Source organism: Mangrovicoccus ximenensis, from assembly GCF_003056725.1.
GTDB classification, from domain to species: Bacteria; Pseudomonadota; Alphaproteobacteria; order Rhodobacterales; family Rhodobacteraceae; genus Mangrovicoccus; species Mangrovicoccus ximenensis.
On the sequence record NZ_QBKZ01000012.1, the window covers coordinates 22,596 to 47,116 of the forward strand.

Sequence of the window (24,521 nt, forward strand, 5' to 3'; positions counted from 1 at the left end):
GGCCCGCGCCCTGACCCCGAAGGACCGCACTTGACCGATACCGACACCCTGCCTGCCCGGCCCATGCCCCCCCTCGACCTCGATGCCCGCGCGGCATTCCTGCGCGAAATGATGCCGCGCGCCGCCGCCCGCGCCCGCGACGGCTTCCGGCGCTGGCAGCGGGGCATCCCGGGCCATGCGGCCAGCAGGACCGGCGCCCCCGGGATCGACCTGTCCGCCATCCCCGGGGAGCAGCGCGCCGCCGTCGCCCTGCTGATGCGGCGCGTCGGCGAGCTCGAGGAGGCGGCCCGCCGCCGGGAGCACCCGATCCGCTGCCCGGCAGTGCATTGCGCAGCAATGTCACGAGAGGGGCCGAGCTGAACCAGGCGCTCCACGGGAAGAAGTCCGAGAGGCTTTCCGGGGAGCAAGCCATTGATGCGCCATTGGTCCGAGCACAATGGCGGCCGCCAGCTGGCCTTCGAGGATCTCGAAACGGCCGTCGCCGGGGCCGGGGCGCAGAAGGCGGCGGAGTCACCCCCCCCCGGGAACGCTCCCCGCAAGAGCTCCGCCGCGAAGCGCAACCGCGGCAACCTTCCGGCCAATCTGCCCCCGATAGAGGAGACCATCGAGCCCGGCAGCCTCGACTGCCCCTGCGGATGCGGGGTTGCCATCGTCGCCCGGACCGATGGCGCTCCGATGGCAGCTCCACAAGATCCGCGGGGACCGGACGGAGCGGCTCGACATCGTTCCGGCGCAGGTCCGCGTCATCGTCACGATCCGCCCCCGCCATGCCTGCCGGATCTGCACCGGCGGCGCCATCCAGGCCCCGGCGCCCGCGCATCTGACGAGGGCGGGCTGCCGAGCGAGGCGCTGATCGCCCATGTGCCGGCCGGCAGGTGCGCGGATCACCTCCCGTTGCACCGCCAGAGCCGGATCTTCGCCCGCCGGGGCCTGTCCATCGACCGCAGCACGCTGGCCGGCTGGGTCGGCACCGCCGTTTTCCGGGGCCTTCGCCGTGCCACTGGCACGACGGTCCCCTGCGAACGCCATCTCGGACCGGTCGCCGACCGGCTGGCGGAGCACCTGAAAAGCTCATCCAAGCTGTTCCTGGAGTTCGCAGGGAAGCGTGGCCGCAATGCGGCCGCGAAAGTCCCGGAGACCGCGACCGCGCCGGTGCCGGTGCCGGAAACGGCCGGACCGGGACCCGCCGCCCGCGCCGACCGAAGCGCCCACGGCCAGCGCGGTGACGTCGATGCCGGTCTCGCCCAGGACAGGCGCGACGATTTCCAGCGGCTTCACTTCCAGATCCGCGGTGACCGCGACGCTGCCTGCCGCGGCCTCGACCGTGGCGCCCGCGCCGATCCCGGAGGCGGTGTCGGACTCCATCACGTTGACGGCAATCGCCGCGCCGACGCTGGTGCTGTCGCCGTTGAGCGCGATCGCCCCGCCGCCCGCGATGTTCTGCAGGCCGTAGACATCCTGCGCCGCGACCGTGGCATCGCCACTGGCCGCCGTGACGGAGGCATCCGCGCCGATCCCGGCTTCGGTCGTCACCAGCACGACATTGACCCCGGCCGCGCCCGCGATGGCGAGCCCGCCATTGGTGTCGGTGTCGCCCTCCTGGCTGCTGTTCGATTTCTGGTTCACCCCGGCGCCGGCCAACGCCAGCACCTTGAAATCGCTCTGTTCGCCGTCCGGCGTCCCGGCCTTCACGGCAAGCGATCCGGTCTCGACATCCGCCCCGGCGCCGATCAGCGCTGTGGTGTCGAGGATCGCGACATTGACGCCGACCGCCGCCGCGACGCCGGTCTTGCCGGTCGAGGTGTCGAGCGCAAGCCCGGTTGCCTCGATAGCGGAATCCGCCTGGCTCCCGGCCTTGACCGACATGGCGCCGGTCGCGCGCAGCGTCACGCCATCGGCCACCATGGCCGAGACGTCGGGCTTGATCACCATGGCGCCGATCGCGCCTGCGACGCGCAGGCTGCCGCCGCTGGTCTGGGTGGAGGCATCCTCGCCGGTGCCGCCCTGGCCGCCCGGATTGCCGGTCTGGCTGGCGGCCTCGTCATTGGCGCCCGCAATCTCCGCGCCCGGCTGCGGATCCGACAGGTCCGCGCCCGACTGGCTGCTGGCATGGTCGGCATTGGCCGCGGTCTGTTCGTCCGCCGTGGTGCCGTCGCCCTCGCTTTCCTGGTTCTTCGAGCCTTCCGAACTGCCGCTGACATAGCTCAGCGCGGCAATCGTGCTCTCGGCCTCGACGGTCACGTCATCGGCCGTGTCACCGGTGACCGAAACGTCGCGCGCCAGCAGAGCCGAGGTGTCGTCCTCGACCCAGCCCATCGACAGCGCGATGCCGACGCCGGTCTTGCCGCCCTTGGTGTCGGCATCGGATTTCAGATAGGCCTCCTGGCCATGGACCGCGCGGATCACCAGATCGCCATCCACCCCGAGCGCGCCGCCATCGCCGCCCTCGGCGAGCGCGCGGGTCTCGTTCAGCGTCACGGCAAGCGCCAGCGCGCCCGACACGACGGTGCCGTCCTCGGCCTCGGTGACGGACCCCGCCTGGGCCAGCGCCACGGTGGCGTGGTCGCCCGCCGCAGTGACCGACAGATCCGCCGCCCCGGCGACCTCCGCCCCGCCCGCAAGCGTCGCGATGGCGTCGCGGTCCTGGATGTTGATGCCGAAGGACAGGCCGAGCCCGAGGCTCTTGCCGCCGGTATCGGTCTTCGGCACCGCCTTGGCGATCGAATAGCTGGTCGACGCGGCATTCACCGCGCTCGCCCCCGTGCCCGTCACCGTGATCGCGGCCGCATCGCCGATCGTCGCGAAGCTGTCGTCGAAGGCGAAGTTCAGCGCCACCGACCCGGCAACGCCGACATCGCCGCCGCCCGCGCCCGAGCGCGCCACCGCGCCCGTCGCATGGTCGCTTTCCTTCAGCGCATGGCCGTCGCCGGACCCGACATTCTCCAAGGTGATCGTCTCGCCGTTCAGCGCCTTTTCGCGGGTTTCGGCCAGCGCCAGCTTGCCGTCGCCCTCGACCACCACGAAATAATCCGTGCCGCTGGCCAGCGGCGCGAAGGGATCGTTCGACCCGTCGCCCTTGTCATAGGTGACCTTCGCCCCGGTCACGAGCCCGCCCGGCTCCTCGAAATCGATCTCGAACCGGCTCTCGTCGGGATCGAAGGTGACATTCTCCTTGTCGGTCCGGTCCAGCACATGGCCGGTGCCCTTGGCCGACAGATCCTGGTCATCGTCGAAATCGACGATATCGCCGTCCTTCTCCAGCTGGATCAGCCCGTTCTCGCCGACCCGCACGATGTATTCCTCGTCATGGGTCAGACCCTCGATGTCGGGGTTGCCGCCATTCTGGTAGGTGACGGTCTCGCCATCCTCGAACGCGTCCTCGGGCGAGCCGACGAAAATCGTGTTGGCTTCGACATCGACGGTCTTCAGCTCGCTCACCTCGAAGCCGATCTCGCGCTCGGCCATCCCGGCCTCGACGGTCACGCCGTCGCCCTCGACCTCGGCCCGGTCGAGTGTCGCGAGGTTCCTCAGCGTCGAGACATTGATCGCCAGCGCCGCGCCGACGGCGGTGCCGTCATCGAAGGTCACCGCCGAGCCGTCGGCAAAGGCGTTCGCATCGGCATTGGCCGCGGTCTTCACGCTCACCGCGCCGCCTGCGGTGATCGTCAGGTCGGGATTTCCGTCCACCGCCGCCAGCGTGGCGATCACTTCGGTGGTCTCGATATTGACCGCGATCGCTGCCGCCACCGAGACATTGCCCGACGAGGTCGAGGCCTCGGGCGAGGCTGCCTCGCCATCGGTGCCGGTGCGGCCCGAGCGGTCATTGGCTTCGCCGACGCGCTGGTCGGTCTGGGCCTGGGCGTTCTCCTCCTCGCCCTCGCCGGTGCCCTCGTCGCCTTCCTTCTTGGCGCCCGCCGAGGAGGCGCGCGCATCGGTGCGGCTCAGCGTTACGCCGGTGGCCAAGACCGCCACAGCGCCGCCTGCGACCACGTCGCGCGCGATCAGCGCGCCGACCGTGTCGAAGACCACGTTGACGCCGATCGCGACGCCCACGCCGATGCTTTCGCCCTTGGCCGCGCCCTTGGCGAGCGTGACCGTCGCGGCTTCCAGCTCCGCCTCGACGCTCAGGTCGCCCGCGATCTCCAGCGCGTTGGCACCGAACGGAATCCGGGCGTGGACATCGTTTTCGGCCACCACGACAGCCACCACCGGCGCGACGGCGGTGCCGCCCTCGGTGCCGCCTTCGACCGTGGTCTCCATCTCATGCGTCGACTCGGCCGAGACCGTCACGTCACCGGCGCCCGGCACCCCGGTGCTGCCGATGGAAGCGCCGCCGAGGATCTCGGCGATCGTGTCCATGTCGGCGTAATGCACGGCAATCGAGGCGCCCACGCCCACCGTGTCGCCGCCGCCCTCTTCGCCTTCCTCTTCCTCGGAGGCCTCGCCGGCCTCCTGCTCGGCCACCGCCTCGACCTTGCTTTCGATCTCCGAGACCGCCTTGATCTCGACCGCGCCGATATCGCTGTCGCCATCAGCCGTGCCGTCGCGGGACGCGACCGTTGCGTCATCCGAAAGCCAGGCGCGGGTCTCCACCCGCGGCAGGCTCAGCACGAAGGAGCCGGCGATCGACAGATCGCCGCCCGAGGCGCCGGATTTCGCCTTGGCCGCGAATTCATGCGTGTCATCGCCGTCATTGTCGAACATGCCGGCGGTCACGGCCACGCCGTCGCCGGTGACATCGGCATCGCCCAGAGAGGCCAGGATCGTGCCCGTGCCGAAATTCAGCGCCACCGCCGCGCCGATGCTGGTCCCCGAGCCGGTCGTGGCCGAACCGTCGGCCTCGGCCGCGGAATCGGCATTGCCGAGCGCCGAGACCGCCACCGCGCCCTGCGCATCCACCGCGGCGCCGCCGTCGAGCACCTCGCGCAAGGGCCACCAGCTCCGCCAGTTGGCGTCATAGGCATCGACCGCCGCCTGCACCTCGTCGGTCAGCTCCACCGCGCCGCGGCGGATATCTGCGGGCAGCCCGGTGCCGGCGCGGTCGGTCTCCACCTCGATCAGCGCCTTGAGCCGCCCGGCCGGACGGCGCAGCCGTTCGACCAGATCATGCAGCAGCCGTTCGCGGTCGCGATGCGCCGACAGCTCGGCGGTCACGTCGCGCAGCGTCAGGACATAGCCGGGGCTGTCATGGGTCATGCCGAGATCCTTGCGGATCAGCCGGATATGCGCCGACAGCGCCCGCGCGCAGCCGGTGGTGGCGACCAGGAGCTCGGCATCGTCGTCATGGGTGCCGGTGGCGCGCAGCCGTTCATAGGTCTTGCGGATCGGCCCTTCGCGCAGGAGGTCGAAGACCGGGCGGCCGAGCCGCGGGCGGCCGGTCCCGGCCAGCATTTCGCGCGCAGGCGTGTTGTAGAAGACGATCTGGTGCGACGGGCTGACCACGATCAGCCCGACCGGCACGTCGGAGACCAGCGCCTTGAGCTTCTCGGTCTGCAGGGTCAGCGCGGCGGTCTGTTCCTCCACCGCGCGGGCGACAGAGCCGCGCGCCTCCGCGAGCGTCCCGGCCACCGCCGAGGCGGCAGGCGCGAGATCGCCCAGATAGCGCGCGACCTCGGGTTCCAGGCTGGGTCAGCAGCGCCCGGATCCGCTCGCCGCGGGCGATCTGCGCGCGCACCCGGGGCGAGGTCAGACCGCCGAAGCGGGTGAACATCTCCAGCTCCTGGAACTGCGCGTAATCGAGCCGCACCCGCCCCGAGACCGCCCGCAGCGCCGGTGTCTGCGCCTTGCCGCCGACCCGGCTGACCGACAGGCCGACATCGACGGCCGGCCGCTGTCCCGCGGAAAACAAATGCGTCGACAGCACGATCTGCCCGTCGGTGATCGAAATCAGGTTGGTCGGGATATAGGCCGAGAGGTTGCCGGCATCGGTCTCGGCGATCGGCAGCGCCGTCAGCGATCCGCCGCCGAGCTCCGGCGAGAGCTTCGCCGCGCGTTCCAGCAGGCGCGCATGCAGGTAGAAGACATCGCCCGGATAGGCCTCGCGCCCCGGCGGCTCGCGGGTCAGGAGCGCCAGCTCGCGATGGGTGGCGGCATGGCGCGTCAGGTCGTCGATCACGATCAGCGCGTCGCGGCCGCTGTCGCGGAAATGCTCGGCCATCGCCATGCCCGCGAAGGGCGCGATCCATTGCAGCCCGGGCGCCGCTGCCGCGGCGCCGACGACGAAAATGCATTGCTCCGGATCGCCATGCGCGCGCACCGCGGCGATCACGCGTTCCACCGCGCTGGTGCGCTGGCCGACGGCGACATAGACGCAGATCACGCCGCGGCCCTTCTGGTTGCAGATCGCGTCGACGGCCAGCGAGGTCTTGCCGGTCGCCCGGTCGCCGACGATCAGCTCGCGCTGGCCGCGGCCGATGGCGAAGAGGCTGTCGACCACCAGCACCCCGGTCTCCAGCGGCTCCGAGACCAGGTCGCGCTCGATGATCCCCGGCGCCGGACGGTCGGCCGGGATCATCGCCCCGGCCGTCGAGCCCGGCGGCCACCGCATGGGCGCCGCGCGGCGCGGCGATCTCGAAGGCGGCCGGGCGGCCCGATCCGGCGGCCTCCTGCAGGGTTTGGTTGACCTCGCGCAGGCTCAGCTGCGCCATGTCCAGAACGGTCATTCTCAGCGCTCCCAGAAATAGACGGTGGCGGGTTCGGGTTCCCAGACCCGCGCATCGGCGATGCCGGGCAGGTCGGCGAAGGCGCGGTATTCCGAGGCGAAGGCGACATAGTCTGCGGTCTCGGCCATCACCGCGGGCTTGCAGGCGATCGGGTCGCGCACCACGCCGAAGCCGGTCCGCGTGCCGGTGACGAAGGTGAAGAACCCGTCGAGATCGGCGAGCGTGCCTTCGAGCGCCTCGCCGAGCGTCGCGCCCTCGGCGATCCGCGACGAGATATAGGCGGCGCCGACTTCGGTGTCGTTCTCGGTGCGGGTGAAGACGCCCTTCTTCGCCAGCTTGCGGCGCATCTGGTTGTGGTTCGACAGGCTGCCGTTATGCACCAGGCACTGGTCGGCGGCGGTCGAGAACGGATGCGCGCCGAGCGTGGTGACGGCGGATTCGGTGGCCATGCGGGTATGGCCGATGCCATGGGTGCCGCCCATGGCGCGGATCCCGAACCGCGCCGCGACATCCTTCGGCAGCCCGGTTTCCTTGTAGATTTCCATGGACTTGCCCGCGCCCATCAGGCGCAGCCCGCGGGCCTCGAGCCAGGCCGTGGCGGCGGCTTCGGCTTCGGCGGGCAGGCGCAGCACCGCATGGGTGTCGGCGATGGCGATCTCCACCTCGGCACCGGTCTCCGCGGCCAGCGCCGCGTCAGTCGCCGCCGGGCTCGGACCGGGGCGCCTCGACGGCTCGTTTCCGCTGCTCTCCGCCTGCATCAGGACGTCACGCCGGAGGCGCGCCTTTGGCACGGCGATCCGCTGCGGCTCGTGCTGGCGCTACAGGGCGCTTGCGATGAAGCCGCCATGGGCGGCCGTTTCCGGCGGCCCTCGGACCGGTGGCGGGCGCGCCCTCGGTTCCCGCAGCGCTTCGGCTTGGCGATCACGTCCAGATCCTGCGTTCTTCCCTCGTCCTTTCCCGCATCAGGCAGTCTCTGGCGCCGAAGTCACGGGCGAGCTCGGCGGGCACCCGGTTGCCGTCCGGCATTCTCCCGGCGCCTTCTTGGTTCAGCTCCGGCAGCCAGACGTTGCGGACGCCCTTGCTCCGCGCCACGGGAATCCCCCGGACAGGTCTGCTCATCGCCCGTGACGTCAAGTTCACTGTGTCGGCCCCGGCGGCAGGGCGCCGCCGCATGGCGACTGGCACGCCGCGGCCCGGCCAAACAGGATCTCAACGCGAATCCCGACGCTTCCAACCGCAGTTCAGGGGGGAGCGGATGCGCCGCTTGCTGTTCCCTGCCCCGGCGGCGCAGTGCAGCGGGGACATCTGGCGGTTCGGACTCTGTTTCTGCGGAAGCAGGGCAACCCGGGCGCGCCAGCGGAGGGCAGGCCCTATCCCGCGATCAGCCGCTCGACGCTCTGCACGAAGGTTGCCATTCCGAGGCGCCCCTCCGCCGTTGCCCTCGCGGCCGCGCCCATCCGCGACACCATCGCCGGATCCGCGGCCAGATCCTCGAGAACCGCCGCCAGCCCCGGAACGTCCCCGGCATTGACGATGAACCCGTCTTCGCCCGGCGTCAGATAGCAGGCACAGCCGCATTGCCGCGACACGACCGGCACGCAGCCATGCGCCATCGCTTCGACCGGAGCGAAACCCAGCGGTTCCTTGCGCGCGGCCAGGACGCAGACATCCTGCGCCGCATAGACGCCCGTCATTTCCGCATAGGGCACATCGGCGGCGAAGCGCACCGCCGGTCCGAATTCCGCCGCCTGCTGCTTGAGCCCTTCGAGATAGGCGGTTTCGGCGCCCTTGGCCGAGCCGATCATCGAGCCGACCAGCGTCAGCTCGGCACGGCCGTCGCGCAGCATCGGCGCCATCGCCTCGATCAGCTTGTCCTGCAGCTTGCGCGGCTGCAGCAGCTTGCCGACGCAGACCACCCGCAACGGCCCCTGCCGCGGCACCCGCTGCAGGCCGCGCGGCGCCTCGACCCGGCGGCATAGGCGGCGACCGGCTGATCGGCGGCGCGGGCGACGACACGCTGAAGGGCGGTGCGGGCCCGGACACCTTCATCTTCGAAGCCGGCTTCGGCCAGGACCTGGTGCTGGATTTCACCGCCGGGGACCGGCTGCGCTTCGATGCCTCCCTGGCAACGGACGCCGCAGGGGTCGAGGCCGCCGCGGGCAGCGGCAGCGCCGGGCTGGTGCTGGCATTCGGCGCAGATGCGGTGACGCTGGCGGGGATCGGCGATTTCGCGGAAATCGCCGACCATCTGCTGTTCATCGCCTGACGGCCGGAAACCCGCCGCGGCGGGCCGCCCGGCTCAGATCACGACTTCGGTGAAGGCCTGGCGCAGCGCGTTCGACCAGGCCGTGCTCATCTCGCGGAAGGTCGGATCCTCCGCCTCGATGCGGCGGCTCTCGGTGACCTTGCAGGCATCCGCCTCGATCACCATCAGATCGAGCGGCATGCCGACCGACAGGTTCGAGCGCAGAGTCGAATCCATGCTCAGCAGCACCGCCTTCTTGGCATCGGCCAGCGGCGTGTCGGTGGTCACCACCCGGTCGAGAATCGGCTTGCCGTACTTGTGCTCGCCGATCTGCAGGAACGGCGTGTCCTCGGTCGCCTCGATGAAGTTGCCTTCCGGGTAGACCAGGAACAGCCGCATCTCGCCGCCCTTCCTCTGTCCCGCGACGATCATCGAGGCCGAGGCCGTCGCCTGGCTCATCCGCTCGAGCTTGGCGGTGATGTCGGCGCGCACGTCCGACAGGACCTGCCCGACCATCTCGGCCACGTCCAGCATGGTATTCGCCTTCAGGATCGAGGTCTTCTCATCCGCCTCCGGATTGTCGGCCGCCTCGCGCAGCCGCGCGATCGCCGTCTGGGTCACCGACAGGCTGCCCGCGGTCAGGATCGCAATGACACGTTCCCCGGGCACCTCGAAGGTGAAGCTCTTGCGGTAGCAGGCGATGTTGTCCAGCCCCGCATTGGTTCTCGTGTCGCTCAGAAGGACGATGCCCGCCTTCAGGAGCAGCCCCACGCAGTAAGTCATGTCACCCCCGCAGATCGTGATCCCGATCCCATGATCGGAGGCGTTCTACTGTTCCGTTCCCGCCACGTCCAGTGCCACGGCATGGGCCTCGGCCCCCATGCCCTGTGCAACCGCGCGCACCGGCATCGCGTCATGGCCGTCGCGGCCCGAGCAGAGCCGGACATAGGCCTCGTCCGGGCAGCATTCCTCCATCGGATCGAAGCCGACCCAGCCCATGCCCTCGACCCAGATCTCGGCCCAGGCATGCGCCGACCAGAGCGTCGAGACGGTGGCGCCGACCTGCGCCTCGGCCTCGATCTCGACCTCGAACTCGGCGCTGTTGCGCATGTAGTAGCCATAGACGAAGCGGGCCGGCAGGCCGAGCGACTGGGCGGCGGCGATCAGCAGATGCGCGTATTCCGCGGAACCGCCCTTGCCGGCCTCCAGCGCCTCGGCGGCGGTCAGCAGCTCGCGTCTCGGCTCCCGGCTCCTGCCCAGAGCGCCGGTCACCGCCTGGGCGAGGTTGTGCGCCCGGTCGAGCCCCTTTGCCTCGTCCACCCCGGCGACCGCCTCGGCGGCCAGCGCCGTGATCGCCGCATCGGGACGGATCATCCGCGTCGAGGTCTGGTAGGCCACCGGCGCGACCTTTTCCTTCAGGTCGCGCACCACGCCCAGCGTGTCGTAGGTCTGCACCTCGCCCTTGATCTCGATCACCGCCTCGGCGACCTCGCCCGGCGAGGAGAAGGTCACGGTGCGGTCGCCCGCCCCGTCGGTGAATTCGGCGCCCGCGAGGGCATCGGCAACGGTCACCTCCCAGCTCAGCACCTTCTGGCTGGCGCAATCGGTGGGATAGGTGCGCAAGCTCTGCAGCAGGCGGCGGCGCGGCGGGTCGAAACGGGTGACGATCCGGTGCGAAACGGTCAACTTCATGAAATGTCCCTTTTTCCGCTCACATCACGCTGCCGCGCAGGTAGCAGCTGTGCACCGCATTCCCCAGCGCCGCCATTTCGCGCATGTAGCGCTCGAGGAATTCGTGCAGGCCTTCCTCGAAAATGCCGGTGACGCGGGTCTCCAGCAGCTCCGAGAGAAGGCTGCGCGCCTTGGTCTGGGCCTCGGTGGAGCGGCCGTAGCCGCGCGCCAGCCGGTCGAGATGGTCGTTGATCCCCTGCACCGCGGACAGGATCGAGCGCGGGCATTGCGGGTTGAGGATCAGCATGTCGAGGATCTTGGCTGCGGTGGCCTCGCCGCCATAGGCCCAGTGGAAGGCCCGGTGCATCTGCATAGCGCGCAGGATCACCGTCCACTGGTAGTTGTCGAGCCCGGAGCCGACATAGCCGGCATCCGGCAGCAGCACGTAGTATTTCACGTCGAGCAGACGCGCGGTGTTGTCGGCGCGCTCGATATGGTAGCCGAGATTGAGGAAGTCGTAGCCGTCGTTCCTCAGCATGGTCGCGGACATCGCGCCCTGCACCAGCGCCGTCTGGCGCGCGGTCCATTCGGTCATCTCGGAAATGTCCAGGTCGCTGCGCGGCAGCCGCTGGAATTCCTTCATCTCCTGATAGGCGCCGTTCAGCGCATCCCAGACCGGCGCGGTCAGCGCGGTCCGCACGATCCGGGCATTCTCCCGCGCCTGCAGCAGGCAGGAGAAGACCGAGGACGGGTTCTCGCGGTCGAAGAACAGGTAGGAGACGAGGTTGCGCTCCACCGTGTCCTTGTACTTGCGCCCGAAGCCGTCGGCGGTGCCCGAGGCCTGCAGAATCGAATCCCATTCGTTGCGGTAGCCGTCCACCGCGTCAGGCATCAGCCGCATCCGCGTGCCCAGCTCGACAAGGCGCGCCATGGTGTCGGCGCGCTCGAGGTAGCGGGCCATCCAGTAAAGGTTCTCAGCCGTCCGGCTCAGCATTGGTCTTTCCTCACTCCGCCAGGACCCAGGTGTCCTTGACCCCGCCGCCCTGCGACGAGTTCACCACCAGAGAGCCTTCCTTCAGCGCCACCCGGGTCAGCCCGCCCGGCACCAGCTCGATCGTGTCGCCGACCAGGCAATAGGGGCGCAGGTCGACATGGCGCGGCGCCACCCCGTTGTTCACGAAGGTCGGGCAGGTCGACAGCGCCAGCGTCGGCTGGGCGATGTAGTTCTCGGGCCGTTCGCGGATCTTGTGGGCGAAGGCTTCGATCTCGCCCTTGGAGGCGCGCGGGCCGATCAGCATGCCGTAGCCGCCCGAGCCGTGCACCTCCTTGATGACCAGCTCCTCCAGATTGGCCATGACATAGGCGTAATCCTCGGGGATCGCGCATTGCCAGGTCGGCACGTTCTGCAGGATCGGCTCCTCGCCGAGATAGAACCGCACCATTTCCGGCACGAAGGTGTAGATCGCCTTGTCGTCGGCCACGCCCGCGCCGGGGGCCGAGCAGATCTGCACGCCGCCGGAGCGGTAGACATTCATCAGCCCCGGAATGCCCAGCATGGAATCGGGGCGGAAGCACAGCGGATCGAGGAAGGCGTCGTCGATCCGGCGGTAGATCACGTCCACCTTCTTCGGACCCTGCGTGGTGCGCATCCAGCAGAAATCGCCCTCGACATAGAGGTCGGCGCCCTCGACCAGTTCCACGCCCATCAGGTCGGCAAGGAAGCTGTGCTCGTAATAGGCCGAGTTGAAATGGCCGGGCGTCAGGATCACCACGGTCGGGTCGCTGTCGCATTTCGGCGGCGCCACCGAGGCCAAGGTCTTGCGCAGCAGGTCGGGATAGCGCTCCACCGGGGCGATGCGGTTGCCGCGGAACAGGTCCGGGAACATCCGCATCATGATCTCGCGGTTCTCCAGCATGTAGGAGACCCCCGACGGCGTGCGGCAGTTGTCCTCGAGCACGTAGAACTCGTCCGGGCCGGTGCGCACCAGGTCGATGCCGACGATGTGGCTGTAGACGTTCTTCGACGGCTTGATCCCGCAGACCGCCTTCTCGAAGGCTTCGTTCTGGTAGACCAGCCGTGCCGGAATCTTGCCCGCGCGGACGATTTCGCCGCGGTTGTAGACATCGCAGAGGAAGGCGTTCAGCGCCCGCGCCCGCTGCTTGATGCCGCGCTCCAGCCGCGCCCATTCATTGTGGGTGAAGACCCGCGGAAACATGTCGAACGGGATCAGCCGGTCCGGATCTCCGCCCTCGCCATAGACCGCAAAGGTGATCCCGATCCTGCGGAACAGCGCCTCGGCCTCGGCCTGTTTGAGGTTGCGCAGCTCTTGCGGCATGTCCCGCTGCCAGGATTCGAGATTGGCATAGGGCAGCCGGATCTGGCTCCCGTCATACATCTCGTTGAAATACGTCGTGCTCATCAGAACCCTCTATCCCTCGCTCAATGCGTGGCATGCGGGGCGGGAGAGGAAAAGCGGCGAGATTGCCTCATGTCGCCAAATCCCAACGGTTGCCCAAAATTTAATCATATGCTGACCCCTTCGGCGAAAGACCCGTGGAAAAGTGACATTAACCATTCCGGGATAGACGCTTCTCCCGGAAAGGAGACGCTGCGCATGGCCCCCAAGGCAAGAGAAAAGGCGAAGCGGCGGCCCGCAACCACTGGTCCCGAGGCGGCAGACCCCGCGGAAACGGTGCTGCGCTGCGCGGAAATCCTGGCCCGCGATCCGGCGAATTCCCGCGCGGCCGCCCAGCTTGCCGCGCTCTCCGGCGCGTCGCGCGGCAGGATCCGCGGACGCGTTCAACTCCCAGTCCCGGAGCCAGGGGAATGGTCAGACCTGCCAATGCCGATTGCCCGGAGGATCGCCGCCATGCCGATCTCGGCCAGGCATGTGGCCGGGGGCGAGGAGCAGGCCGTCAGGCGCCTTGCGGAACCCGGCCCCACCTCGGCCGCTCTCGTGCGGCAGCCCGGCGAGATGCCGACCCAGCTCGGGAACTGGCGGCTCGGACACGCCGCCGCGGCCGCGACGATGGGAATGGCACTGCAGAACCGGTGTTCCCGGCCCGATCCGTCATTGGGGCCGCGCAGCCCGATGGGCTGCCGATGGCTTCCGGAGACCCGGCGGCTCGATGTTCGGGGCGGGGGACGGCCTGGAGTGCAAGCTGCGGCGTGCCGGCTGATGGACCGGCGCGGGGGAACCTTCGAAGATGCGGGATGCACCGATGGAGCGTGTCCCCGGGTCTCCGGAGGCCGAGCTGGTCCGCTGCACGAGGGGCCGGTCACGGCGCATGGCGGCGGTTGACGCCCGGACCCGATCCGACGGAGCGACGTCACGATGGCTCAAGCCGCCGCCGCCGCAATTGGGGAATCGGCTGCCGGCTCCCGGACGAGGATCGGCATGACCGCTGCGGTGGCCGCAGGATGAATGCCGCACCCGTCCGGGAGCCGGGGGCTGGGCTCGGTCCGGAAAATCCGGCGCCCCGGCCGCCGCCGGGCGTCGGGCCCTTGGACATGGGCGGTGCGGATGCCGGCCATGACCGGTCTCCCGTTTTCCGGCGGCATCCGTCGTTGCGGGCGGGTTTGCGATCCCTTTGCAGCTTTCGCCGCCGGGCAAACGGCTGCCCGTCCCGGGCCTCGAGCCCGCCGTCCGGAGCAATGTGCTCTATGTCGCCGCGGTGCCGCTCCTCGCGCTGCTCTGGGGCGCGCGCTCGGCCGATCTGAGCGAGGTCTGGACCTCGGCGCGCACCGGCTTCAGCATGGGCGGGGTGCAGGTCTCGCCGCATCTGGTGCTGGCCTTCATCGCGGTCTTCGGCATCGGCTATGCGCTGACCCGCTTCGCCCAGGGGCTCCTGTCGCAGACCATCCTGCCGAAGACCCGGATGGAGATCGGCGCGCAGCGGGCGATCACCTCGGGCACCGGCTATATCGGCTTCTTCCTCGCGGGGCTCGCCGCCTTTTCCTCGACCGGGCTCGACCTTTCCAGCATCGCCATCGTCGCGGGCGCGCTCTCGGTCGGGATCGGCTTCGGCCTGCAGACCATCGTGTCGAATTTCGTCTCGGGCATCATCCTGCTGATCGAGCGGCCGGTTTCCGAAGGCGACTGGATCGAGGTCGGCACCCAGATGGGCTATGTGCGGGCGATCTCGGTGCGCGCCGTGCCGAACTCGGACCTCGTCTCGGGCGTGGTGACCAACTGGACCCGCGGCAACCTGATCGGCCGCGCCATCGTGCCGGTCGGCGTCGCCTATGGCAGCGACACCCGCAAGGTCGAGCGCATCCTGCAGGAGATTGCCGAGGCGCATCCGATGGTCACGATCTCGCCGCCGCCGCAGATCCTGTTCATGGGGCTCGGCCCGTCCTCGATGGATTTCGAGGTCAGGGTGATCCTGCGCGACATCAACTTCCTGCTGAACGTCAAGTCGGACATCAATCACGAGATCGTCCGCCGCTTCGTCGAGGAAGGCATCCAGATCCCGTTCCCGCAGCAGGATGTCTGGCTGCACGAGGCGGGCGGGCCGAACCGCCACCCGATCATGGCGGGCCGCGCGGCCGCCGCCCGATGCCGCCCGCAGCGACCCGCGCCGCGGTCTCGCGCGCCGAAGAGCGCCCGCCGCCGCGGTAGTCGCGGATGCCGTATTTCTGCCAGTAGGTGATGTCGGCATGGCCCGGACGGAATTTCTCGGCGATGTCGCCGTAATCCTTCGAACGCTGGTCGGTGTTGCGGATCATCAGCTGGATCGGGGTGCCGGTCGAGACACCCTCGAACACGCCGGAGAGGATCTCCACCTCGTCGGGTTCGCGCCGCTGGGTGGTGAACTTGTTCTGTCCCGGCTTGCGCCGGTCGAGCCAGACCTGCAGCGCCTCTGCCGTCACCGGGACGCCGGGCGGGCAGCCGTCGACGGTCGCGCCGAGCGCGGGCCCGTGGCTTTCGCCCCAGGTGGTGACGCGGAAGAGGTGACCGAAACTGTTCAGGCTCATGGGCGGGCTCCTTTGCGCGGGGTCTAGCCGGGACAGGCCCGCCGCTCAAGCCGGAACAGGCCGGACGCCGCCTCAGGTCCGGGTCAGGGAGGTGACGCTGTCGCCGCTGCCGACCGTGCAGCGGAAGGACTCGGCGCCGACGAAAACGTCGTAGGCGCCGGGTCCCGCAGGCCGCGCCGAGGTCCAGGAGAGATCGACATCCTCGCTTTCATGGACCCCCTCGCGGCAGGCAAGGGCGCCGGGATCGCCGGAGCCGGACTCCGACGGCCCGGCGGAGCAGTTGCCGAGGACGAGGAGCGCAGCGGCGGGCAGGCAGAGGGCGGCAAGACGGGGCATGGCAGGGTGTCCTTCGTGGAAACGCAATCGCATTCAGGAAAACATATCGGCCGGCGCCCCGGATGGCCGCGGATCGCCGCAGCCCGGCACAAAAAAGGCGCGCCCCGCAGGGCGCGCCTTCGTCCGTCAGCCCGGGCGGATCACTCCGCCGGGGTGTTCAGCGCCTTCTTGGCCGCCTTCTTGTGCGGCGCCCAGATGCGCTTGTTGGTCAGGTAGAGCAGCGCCGAGAGGATCACGAGGAAGACGACGGCCGTGAAGCCGGCCTCCTTGCGCGCCATCATCTTCGGCTCGGCGGTCCACATCAGGAAGGCCGAGACGTCCTCGGCCATGTGGTGCATGTCCGCCGGATGGCCGTCGGCATATTCCACCAGGTCGTCCATCAGCGGCGGCGGCATGGCAATCCAGCCGCCCGGGAAGGCGGTGTTCTCGTAGAACAGCGCGCCGGCCTGCTCGCGCTCCTCGCCGGTATAGCCGGTGAGGATGTTGACGATGTATTCCGGCCCGCCGATGCCGTTGAACAGCTGGCTGAGACCGGTGCCCAGCGGCCCGTGGAAGCCGGCCCGCGCCTTCGCCATCAGGCTGAGGTCGGGGGCATTGGACAGGGCCGATTCCGGGAAATGGTCGGTTTCGGTCCGCGGCCGGAAATCATCCAGCTCGGGGTCGAACACTTCCATCTGCCCGGCATAGGCGCGGACCTGGTCCTCGGGCAGCGCGGGGCCGCCCTCGTCTGCCAGCGTGCGGATCGGCACGAATTTCAGGCCGTGGCAGGCCGCGCAGACCTCGGTATAGACCTGAAGGCCGCGCTGCAGCTGCATCTGGTCATAGGTGCCGAACGGGCCTTCGAAGGAGAAATCCACGTCGTGGATATGGCCTCCCTCGGCGGCCATGGCCCCGCTTGCGGCAACGGAGAGCATCGCGGCAGCGGCGGTGAGCGTCAGTTTCCGGATCATTGGATCGACGTCCTTTCTCATTCGGCCGGGGTCGGGACAGGTTTCGGACCCTTCTTGGGCTCCTTCACCTTGCCGTAATGATCGATGAAGTCCTGCTCCACCGTGGCGACCTGGGGCAGCGGCTTCTCGAAGATGCCCAGGAGCGGCAGGATCACCAGGAAATAGGCGAACCAGTAGGTGGAGCCGATCAGGGCGATGATCGGGTAGATGCCCTCGGCAGGCATCGCGCCGGCCCAGGTCAGCACCACGAAATCCACGCAGAAGACGTAGAAGAAGCCCTTGAACATCGGCCGGTAGCGGCCCGAGCGCACCGAGGAGGTGTCGAGCCACGGCACCAGCGCCATGACGATGATCGCGCCGAACATGGCGATCACGCCGAAGAACTTGGCGTCGATGATCCCGAAGGAGATCCAGTTGGCGAACATCACCACCCAGACATCGGCGGTGAAGCAGCGCAGGATCGCGTAGAACGGCAGGAAGTACCATTCCGGCACGATATGCGCGGGCGTCGCCAGCGGGTTGGCCTCGATGTAGTTGTCGGGGTGCCCGAGGTAGTTCGGCATGAAGCCGACGATCGCGAAGAAGACGACCAGCACCACGGCGAGCGCGAAGAGGTCCTTGATCACGAAATACGGCCAGAAGGGCAGCGTGTCCTTCTTCACGGTGTCTTTATCGGTCGTGCGCACCGGAACGCCCGAGGGGTTGTTGTTTCCGGTGTGGTGGAACGCCCAGATATGGACGATGACCAGCGCGGCGATCACGAAGGGCAGCAGGTAATGCAGCGAGAAGAACCGGTTCAGGGTCGGATTGCCGACGGCCGGGCCGCCCAGCAGCCAGGTCTGGATCGGCTCGCCGATCCACGGGATCGCGCCGAACAGGCCGGTGATCACGGTCGCGCCCCAGAAGGACATCTGGCCCCAGGGCAGCACGTAGCCCATGAAGGCGGTGCCCATCATGCACAGGTAGATCAGCATGCCGATGATCCAGGTGATCTCGCGCGGCGACTTGTAGGAGCCGTAGAACAGGCCGCGGAAGATGTGCAGGTAGACCGCAACGAAGAACAGCGACGCGCCGTTGGCGTGCAGGTAGCGCAGCATGTGGCCGCCGTTGACGTCGCGCATGATGTGCTCGACCGAGGCGAAGGCCAGGTCGACATGCGGCGTGTAGTGCATCACCAGGACGATGCCGGTGATGATCTGCAGCGCCAGGCAGAAGGCAAGCACGATGCCCCAGATCCACATCCAGTTCAGGTTCTTGGGCGTGGGGATCATGATCGTGTCGTAGATGAGCCCGATGATCGGCAGGCGGGAATGGACCCACTTCTCGGCGCCGGTCTTGGGCTCGTAATGGTCGTGAGGAATTCCGGACATCCCGTCTCTCTCCCTTACCCGAGCTTGATCGTGGTTTCGTCTTCGAAGGCAGCGACCGGAACCGGCAGGTTCTGGGGCGCGGGCCCGCGGCGGATGCGCCCGGCGGCGTCGTAATGCGAGCCGTGGCACGGGCAGAACCAGCCATGGTAGTCACCGGCATTGGCGAGCGGCACGCAGCCCAGATGGGTGCAGACACCCATCATCACCAGCCATGCCTCGTTGCCGGGCATGGCGCGGTTCTCGTCCGTCGCCTCGGCCGCCGCATCCGCCAGGTTGGCATTGCGGGCATTGGTATCGGGAAGGTCGCCAAGCGGCACGCCCTTGGCGTATTCGATATCCTCCGGGGTGCGGTGGCGGATGAAGACCGGCTTGCCCAGCCACTGCACGGTCAGCTGCGTGCCGGTGGCAACCCCGCTGACATCGACGCGGATCGACGACAGGGCCTGCACATCCGCGCTGGGGTTCATTTGGTTCACGAGCGGCCAGACCGCGGCACCGGTGGCCACGACACCCGCTCCGGCGGTCGCATAATATAGGAAATCGCGGCGGGTGCCTTCGTGATCGTCTGCGTGGGACACGACTAATCTCCGAGTTGTTTAACGGACCACCACATTCGGATTTCTTGAGTCCCGTTGAGGCGGTGGTGCGTGAATATGCATCTGTCGCCAGACCGTCTAGCAGACAATCTAGCACGTTGGGTCGAAACGACGCAGGGGACTTGCACCCCATCGGCGCAGCCACAAGACACGCTCGCGGGCTATTTTGCAACATAGAGAAAAATGTCTTCGCGGATCGTGGACGCGCCTTTCGGATGCGGCGAAATCGTCATAGTTTGTAAACACCTTAGATCCCATTCTCGAATGGCCCAGATACCCGGACTGACCCCGATGACGCTCCGCATGCTCACAGCCTCCTTCGTCGCAATTTCCGCCATCGCAGCGGCAGGCGCCGCGCAGGCCGAGTTCGAGCTGAGCGTCTACAGCGGCTGGCAGACCTCGCCGCATTCGACCGTGAAGGGCGACGACCCCTCCGGCGTCGGCGATTTCGACTTCACCGCCGGCTGGGAAGGAAAATCGGGCAGCATGCCTCCCTACTGGGGCGTGCGCGGCATCTGGTGGCAGTCGGACGTTCTGGGCTACGGCCTCGACTACAGCCACAACAAGGTCTACGCCGACAAGGACACGCTGAAGGACAACGACTTCGAGACGCTGGAATTCACCGACGGCCTGAACATCATCACGGCCAACGTGTTCCGCCGATTCCCCGGCGTGACCCGCGACTGGACCCCGTATATCGGCGGCGGTCTCGGCATTTCGGTGCCGCATGTCGAAGTCGAGACCACCGGCAAGCGGACCTTCGAATACCAGTATGGCGGCCCGGCCGTGCAGTGGGTCGCGGGCGTCAGCTACCCGATCAGCGAGAACTGGAAGGTCTTCGGCGAGTACAAGGGCACCTATTCGCAGAACAAGGTGGATCTTGACGGCGGCGGCGAGCTGGAAACCAACATCGTCACCAACGCGCTGAACATCGGCGTCAGCTTCGATTTCTGATCCCCTGACCGGAACGCTTCTCTCCTTCGGACACGGCTATTCGGCGCGCGCCCTCGCGCGCCGCCTGATCCCTGTCGGCTGGCGCGTCATAGGCACGACCCGCAGCCCGGAGCGGGCCGCCCAGCTGGAAGCCCAAGGTGCCGAAGCGCGGATCTGGCCCGGCAGCGACCTGTCCCGCGACATCGCCGGAGCGACTCACATTCTGGTTTCGGCCGGCCCCGATGCCGAGGGCGACCCTGTGCTGCGCCGCCTCGCCCCGGAGATCGGCGCGCGCGGCAGCAGCCTCGCATGGCTCGGCTATCTCTCCACCACCGGCGTCTATGGCGACCATCAGGGCGGCTGGGTCGGCGAATCGACTCCGCTCGCGCCCTCGACGCGGCGCGGCCGCTGGCGGATGGAGGCCGAAGCCGCCTGGCAGGCATTGGCCGCGGAAACCGGCCTGCCGCTGCACATCTTCCGCCTCGCGGGCATCTACGGCCCCGGCCGCGGCCCGTTCGAGAAGGTCCGCCAGGGCACGGCACGGCGAATCATCAAGCCCGGGCAGGTGTTCAGCCGCATCCATGTCGAGGACATCGCCCAGGTTCTCGAGGCCTCGATCGCCCGCCCCAATCCGGGCGCGGCCTACAACCTGTGCGACGACGACCCCGCCCCGCCGGAGGACGTCATCGCCCATGCCGCCGAGCTGCTCGGCCTGCCGGTCCCGCCCGCAATCCCCTTCGACGAGGCCGAGATGACGCCGATGGCGCGCAGCTTCTATGCCGAGAGCAAGCGGGTGCGGAATGACCGGATCAAGAAGGAGCTCGGCGTCGACCTGCTCTATCCGGATTACCGCAGCGGCCTGGCCGCGCTCCTCGCCGAAGAAACATAGCGGCAGAGCCGGCCAATGCCCCAGAAGACCGGAATCAGCACCACGCCCCCGGCGAAGGTCGCCCCGTAGAATCCGGCCCGCGCGCCGGGCGCCATGTCGTTGAGGAACGGATAGGGCAGCCCGGAGGTGACGCTGCCGGCCGGCTCGGCATTGAGCGGCCCGACCAGCATCTCTGCCCAGCCGGTATAGAGCAGCACCATCGCCAGGAGCCCGCCCGCCACCGGCGCCATCCGGCGGAAGCCCCGCTTCAGCCGGAACAGGTCGACCCACATCAGCAGCGGCCCGACGAGATGCAGGTAGTATTCGCGGTAGGGCTTCGGCGCGGTCTCGCCATTGACCAGCGACGGGTCGATGAAGAACAGCCGCCAGTACGAGATGACGACCAGCGCGTTGAGAATCGCCAGCAGCGACAGCAGCGTGTCGAGCCGGCCGTCGGGCCGGCCCCAGCGCGGCACCAGCATCGCGGCAGCGGCAAGCAGGTTTCCGGTCTGCGCCCAGATCGTCAGGTATCTGAACTGGGCGCCGAAGGCGGCGTAATCTGCCGAGCGCGCGACTTCCCACGTGTAGAACAGGGCGAGGATCAGGACGAAGAGCCGGTAGCGGGACGCGCGGGACAACATGGCCAGTTCCAGACAGAGACAGATGGCAGCACATACCTAGCGCAGCTGCGCCCGCTTGCCAAAGCCCGCAAATGCCGTTGCCATTCGGGCCGTTGCCCGGACTCGCCCCGCTTGGCATCTTTTCCCAGGACACCCGGGCGGGAAGATCGACCGCGGTCCAGAGACGATACGAGAATTTCTCCCAGGGCCAGCGGTGAGATCCAACCCGGTTGCGACACCGGTCTTGGTTCAGATCAGCCTGGCGCGTTCCTCGCGGAACACCTCGGCCGGCGTCCGGTCGCCGAGGCATTTCCTCGGCGTGGCGTTGAGGCGGTCGCAGATCGACCTCATGGATCGGTTCGGGAGCGCTGCCACCGCGATATCCCGGGGCAGGTAGCGGCGCACGCGGAGGTTCAGGGTCTCGATCTGGCCCTTCTGCCAGGGTGCCTGCGGGTCGCAGAACCAAGTTTCCGTGCCCATGCCGGTGCCGAGTTCGCGCAACGAAGCAATCTCGAATCCGCGGTCGAAGGCGATCGACAGCCGGGCCGCCAAGGGCAAGGGCGGGAGGGCATCGATGATCGTGTCCGCGGGCCTTGCCAGCCTGTGGCAGACCGACCGGGCGCTGGCGCTGCTGGTCGCGGTCTTCGCGCTGGCGGCGCCCTACGGCAAGATCCTCGCTTCCGAAGCCATGGCGCGCGGCTGGCTGGGCCGCCGCGCCAAGCCAGCCGTGGCCGTCATGGCGCGGCTCGCCATCCGGATATTCGCCGGAGAAGCAGGCATCGCAGTAGCGCGGCGCCGCCGGGTTGCGGCCCTCGGCCTCGCCGACCGCGCGGTAGAGCCCATCGAGCGAGATGAATTTCAGCGAGTCGACGCCCAGATAGTCGCGCATTTCCTCTTCGGACATGCGCGCCGCCAGCAGCTTGTCGCGGTCGGGCGTGTCGACGCCGTAGAAGCACGGCCAGGCGGTCGGCGGCGAAGCGATGCGGAAATGCACTTCGGCCGCGCCGGCATCGAGGATCATCTCCTTGATCTTGCGCGAGGTCGTGCCGCGGACGACCGAGTCGTCGACCAGGATGATCCGCTTGCCGCGCACCAGCGCGCGGTTGACGTTCAGCTTCAGCCGGACGCCCATGTTGCGGATCTGCTCGGTCGGCTCGATGAAGGTCCGGCCCATGTACTGGTTGCGGGTGATGCCGAGCGCGAAGGGAATGCCCGATTCCGCCGAGAAGCCGACCGCCGCGGGAGTGCCGCTGTCCGGAACCGGGCAGACCAGATCGGCCTCGATCGGGGCTTCGCGGGCCAGTTCAACGCCGATCTGGCGGCGGGTCTCGTAGACCGAGCGGCCGCCGAGGATCGAATCGGGGCGCGAGAAATAGACATGCTCGAAGATGCAGAAGCGGCCGGGCACGCGGTTGAACGGGAAGTGGCTCTTGACGCCTTCCTTCTCGGAGATGACGACCATCTCGCCGGGCTCGATTTCGCGGATGAACTCGGCGCCGATGATGTCGAGCGCGCAGGTTTCCGACGACAGCACCCAGCCTTCGCCGAGGCGGCCGAGCACCAGCGGACGCACGCCCAGCGGGTCGCGCACGCCGATCAGCTTGGTGCGGGTCATGGCGACGACCGAGAAGGCGCCCTCGACGCGGCGCAGCGCGTCCTTCATCCGCTCGGGGATGTCCTTCTGCAGCGAGCGCGCCATCAGGTGGACGATGCATTCGCTGTCCGAGGAGGACTGGAAGATCGAGCCGCGCTCGATCAGCTCGCGGCGCAGTTCCTCGGCATTGGTGATGTTGCCGTTATGGGCGATCGCCGCGCCGCCCATGGAGAATTCGCCGAAGAACGGCTGCACGTCGCGGATCTGGGTGTTGCCCTTCGATCCGGCGGTGGAATAGCGCACATGGCCGATCGCGAGCGGGCCGGGCAGGCGCTTGATCACGTCCTGCGAGGTGAAGTTGTCGCGGATATAGCCGAAGCGGCGGTCGGAGTTGAATCCGATGCCGGGGGCGTGGGTGACGATGCCGCCGGCTTCCTGGCCGCGGTGCTGCAGCGCGTGCAGCCCGAGGGCGACGAAGCTGGAGGCATCCGCGGTGCCGATCACGCCGAAGACGCCGCACTCTTCGCGCAGCTTGTCATCGTCGAAAGGGTTGCTGAAGAAGACAGGCTCCGACGGGGTCTGTTCGCAGGAAAGACCGCGGGTGTTGTCGGCGCCGTGGGTCTCGGTCGCATCGCGCATGGGCAAGGGGCTCCGAATCCGGATTTTGGNGAGGTCGGCCTCCCTTAACCCGAAAGTTTCCGGGTGTCACGAAAGGATCANTATAGAAGCTCGCCCGAGCNAAACAATCGTGACGNGCTGGGCCTGGCTTGCGGTTCGCGCCAGCCGGNGTNGGCCGCGGGCGNGTGCCGGAGCGGCTCCCAGGCGGTCCGAGGACCTGCCGCGGGGNCTGTGGCGCGCAATGCCATGGCTGTCGGGGCCGCCCGGGANAGATGGCCCTCAATCCGGAATCGCTTGTCTGCGTCAGGCCGGAGATTNCGGCGCGGGGANTGCCCGGAGATCCGCCGGTATNGCCGTCGCCGCATCCGCAGNAGGGCAGCGGGATNCAGGCGCCGCAGGTGCCCACGAGGGTTTCGTAGCGGCCGAGGATCCAGCCGGGCACGTCGGTCGGGATGCTGGATTCCAGGTCCTGCTCGACCGCGGCGAAGACCCGCGCGGTGCGGCTGTCGTCGATNGATCGGGAAGGTCGAGGACACGACCACGCGGTCATAGACCAGCAGCGCGACCGCCACGAGCAGGATGCCGCGCAGCGCGCCGAACAGGAAGCCGAGCCCCTGGTCGACGCCGCCGAGCGCGGAGTTCTTCACCAGCGAGGCGAAGAGCGGGCTGAAGATCGACACCACGATCAGGCAGAGCGCGAAGACCACGCAGAAGGCGGCGATGATCGAGAGTTCGCAGCTGTCCTGCAGGAACTGGCCGACATAGGGGATCTCGCGGACCAGCGGCTCGACCTGGTGGGCGAAGAGATAGGCGACCACCGCGGCGGCAACCCAGCCGAGGATCGCCAGGGATTCATGGACGATGCCGCGCGAATAGGCGAGCAGGGCAGAGAGCAGGATGACGACCGCCACCCCCGCATCCAACAGCGTAAACCCGTCCATGCACTCACTCCTTCGANTGTCAGCCCGCGCCGAACTGCTCTCCGACGAAGGCGGGGAGGTCCGACACCTGAGAGACGCTCAGACCCGAGGTTTCGCTGAGCCGGCCGCCCGCAGGGGCCAGCGCGTTTCTGAAACCAAG

18 protein-coding genes and 7 pseudogenes are annotated in these 24,521 nt (G+C 68.4%); 8 read left to right on the top strand and 17 right to left on the bottom strand.

Features of this window, described 5'->3' with window-relative positions; genetic code table 11:
* The first annotated feature begins 30 nt into the window (after positions 1-30).
* From C7T91_RS13240 to C7T91_RS35640, 3 genes and pseudogenes are all read left to right on the top strand, one after another.
* Positions 31-360: a hypothetical protein gene (locus tag C7T91_RS13240; RefSeq protein WP_108259658.1), complete on the top strand. Its 330-nt coding sequence runs from the start codon at positions 31-33 to the stop codon at positions 358-360.
* A gap of 304 nt (positions 361-664) precedes the next feature.
* On the top strand, positions 665-853 hold the full coding sequence (locus C7T91_RS13245) for an IS66 family transposase zinc-finger binding domain-containing protein (RefSeq protein WP_108259659.1): 189 nt from the start codon (positions 665-667) through the stop codon (positions 851-853).
* Between the two features lie 8 nt (positions 854-861).
* Positions 862-918 (top strand): annotated as a pseudogene (locus C7T91_RS35640) (hypothetical protein); the annotation flags it as partial.
* A 153-nt stretch (positions 919-1,071) separates the two neighbouring features.
* Here C7T91_RS35640 and C7T91_RS13255 read toward each other — a convergent pair.
* The 4 genes from C7T91_RS13255 to C7T91_RS13270 all read right to left on the bottom strand — a co-directional run bounded on the left by C7T91_RS13255 (position 1,072) and on the right by C7T91_RS13270 (position 8,578).
* Positions 1,072-5,391 carry a hypothetical protein gene (locus tag C7T91_RS13255; protein ID WP_330848842.1) on the bottom strand — a complete coding sequence of 1,440 codons (4,320 nt, stop codon included), beginning with the start codon at positions 5,389-5,391 and terminating at the stop codon, positions 1,072-1,074.
* Entirely contained in the window at positions 5,309-6,547 is a 1,239-nt protein-coding gene (locus C7T91_RS13260) for a F0F1 ATP synthase subunit alpha (protein ID WP_330848840.1), read from the bottom strand. The genes C7T91_RS13255 and C7T91_RS13260 overlap by 83 nt, the downstream gene beginning before the upstream one ends.
* 117 nt (positions 6,548-6,664) lie before the next feature.
* A complete protein-coding gene (locus C7T91_RS13265; protein WP_236638221.1) occupies positions 6,665-7,420 on the bottom strand; it encodes a class II glutamine amidotransferase domain-containing protein in 756 nt (251 codons plus the stop codon).
* Between the two features lie 612 nt (positions 7,421-8,032).
* Positions 8,033-8,578 carry a glycosyltransferase family 4 protein gene (locus C7T91_RS13270; protein ID WP_161555886.1) on the bottom strand — a complete coding sequence of 182 codons (546 nt, stop codon included), beginning with the start codon at positions 8,576-8,578 and terminating at the stop codon, positions 8,033-8,035.
* A 59-nt stretch (positions 8,579-8,637) separates the two neighbouring features.
* Between C7T91_RS13270 and C7T91_RS37880 the strand changes: the two are divergent.
* A pseudogene (locus C7T91_RS37880) lies at positions 8,638-8,712 on the top strand (hypothetical protein); the annotation flags it as partial.
* A gap of 27 nt (positions 8,713-8,739) precedes the next feature.
* Positions 8,740-8,928 carry a hypothetical protein gene (locus C7T91_RS35650; protein WP_108259662.1) on the top strand — a complete coding sequence of 63 codons (189 nt, stop codon included), beginning with the start codon at positions 8,740-8,742 and terminating at the stop codon, positions 8,926-8,928.
* Positions 8,929-8,961: 33 nt separating this feature from the next.
* On the opposite strand, the gene C7T91_RS13280 is transcribed toward C7T91_RS35650, so the two are convergent.
* From C7T91_RS13280 to C7T91_RS13295, 4 genes are read right to left on the bottom strand one after another with little or no spacing between them, the layout of a single operon-like run.
* On the bottom strand, positions 8,962-9,690 hold the full coding sequence (locus C7T91_RS13280) for a proteasome-type protease (RefSeq protein WP_108259663.1): 729 nt from the start codon (positions 9,688-9,690) through the stop codon (positions 8,962-8,964).
* A 45-nt stretch (positions 9,691-9,735) separates the two neighbouring features.
* Entirely contained in the window at positions 9,736-10,599 is an 864-nt protein-coding gene (locus C7T91_RS13285) for a transglutaminase family protein (protein WP_108259664.1), read from the bottom strand.
* 19 nt (positions 10,600-10,618) lie between these two features.
* Entirely contained in the window at positions 10,619-11,572 is a 954-nt protein-coding gene (locus tag C7T91_RS13290; protein ID WP_108259665.1) for an alpha-E domain-containing protein, read from the bottom strand.
* A 10-nt stretch (positions 11,573-11,582) separates the two neighbouring features.
* A complete protein-coding gene (locus C7T91_RS13295; protein ID WP_108259666.1) occupies positions 11,583-12,998 on the bottom strand; it encodes a circularly permuted type 2 ATP-grasp protein in 1,416 nt (471 codons plus the stop codon).
* A gap of 1,237 nt (positions 12,999-14,235) precedes the next feature.
* On the opposite strand from C7T91_RS13295, the pseudogene C7T91_RS13300 reads away from it, so the two are divergent.
* Positions 14,236-15,231: pseudogene (locus C7T91_RS13300) on the top strand (mechanosensitive ion channel family protein); the annotation flags it as partial.
* Here C7T91_RS13300 and C7T91_RS13305 read toward each other — a convergent pair.
* The 5 genes and pseudogenes from C7T91_RS13305 to petA form a co-directional block, all read right to left on the bottom strand.
* Positions 15,131-15,556: pseudogene (locus tag C7T91_RS13305) on the bottom strand (chorismate synthase); the annotation flags it as partial. The pseudogenes C7T91_RS13300 and C7T91_RS13305 overlap by 101 nt on opposite strands.
* Positions 15,557-15,628: 72 nt before the next feature.
* Complete coding sequence (locus C7T91_RS13310) at positions 15,629-15,892, bottom strand: hypothetical protein (RefSeq protein WP_108259668.1); 264 nt, start codon at positions 15,890-15,892, stop codon at positions 15,629-15,631.
* 140 nt (positions 15,893-16,032) lie between these two features.
* Positions 16,033-16,842 (bottom strand): cytochrome c1, encoded by an 810-nt coding sequence (locus C7T91_RS13315; protein ID WP_108259669.1) that lies wholly within the window; start codon positions 16,840-16,842, stop codon positions 16,033-16,035.
* Between the two features lie 17 nt (positions 16,843-16,859).
* Entirely contained in the window at positions 16,860-18,212 is a 1,353-nt protein-coding gene (petB, locus tag C7T91_RS13320; protein WP_108259670.1) for a cytochrome b, read from the bottom strand.
* A gap of 14 nt (positions 18,213-18,226) precedes the next feature.
* Positions 18,227-18,790, bottom strand: coding sequence for a ubiquinol-cytochrome c reductase iron-sulfur subunit (gene petA / locus C7T91_RS13325; protein WP_108259671.1), 564 nt, complete (start codon positions 18,788-18,790; stop codon positions 18,227-18,229).
* 321 nt (positions 18,791-19,111) lie between these two features.
* Between petA and C7T91_RS13330 the strand changes: the two genes are divergently transcribed.
* Both C7T91_RS13330 and C7T91_RS13335 read left to right on the top strand, forming a co-directional pair.
* Positions 19,112-19,762, top strand: coding sequence for an outer membrane protein (locus C7T91_RS13330; RefSeq protein WP_236638222.1), 651 nt, complete (start codon positions 19,112-19,114; stop codon positions 19,760-19,762).
* A 4-nt stretch (positions 19,763-19,766) separates the two neighbouring features.
* Positions 19,767-20,630 carry an SDR family oxidoreductase gene (locus tag C7T91_RS13335; protein WP_108259673.1) on the top strand — a complete coding sequence of 288 codons (864 nt, stop codon included), beginning with the start codon at positions 19,767-19,769 and terminating at the stop codon, positions 20,628-20,630.
* On the opposite strand, the gene C7T91_RS13340 is transcribed toward C7T91_RS13335, so the two are convergent.
* From C7T91_RS13340 to C7T91_RS35655, 4 genes and pseudogenes are all read right to left on the bottom strand, one after another.
* A complete protein-coding gene (locus C7T91_RS13340) occupies positions 20,588-21,250 on the bottom strand; it encodes an androgen-induced gene 1 family protein (RefSeq protein WP_108259674.1) in 663 nt (220 codons plus the stop codon). The genes C7T91_RS13335 and C7T91_RS13340 overlap by 43 nt on opposite strands.
* Before the next feature lie 228 nt (positions 21,251-21,478).
* A pseudogene (locus C7T91_RS13345) lies at positions 21,479-21,799 on the bottom strand (transposase); the annotation flags it as partial.
* 184 nt (positions 21,800-21,983) lie between these two features.
* Positions 21,984-23,354, bottom strand: a pseudogene (gene purF / locus C7T91_RS13350) (amidophosphoribosyltransferase); the annotation flags it as partial.
* Between the two features lie 475 nt (positions 23,355-23,829).
* Positions 23,830-24,382, bottom strand: a pseudogene (locus C7T91_RS35655) (CvpA family protein); the annotation flags it as partial.
* Positions 24,383-24,521: the final 139 nt, after the last annotated feature.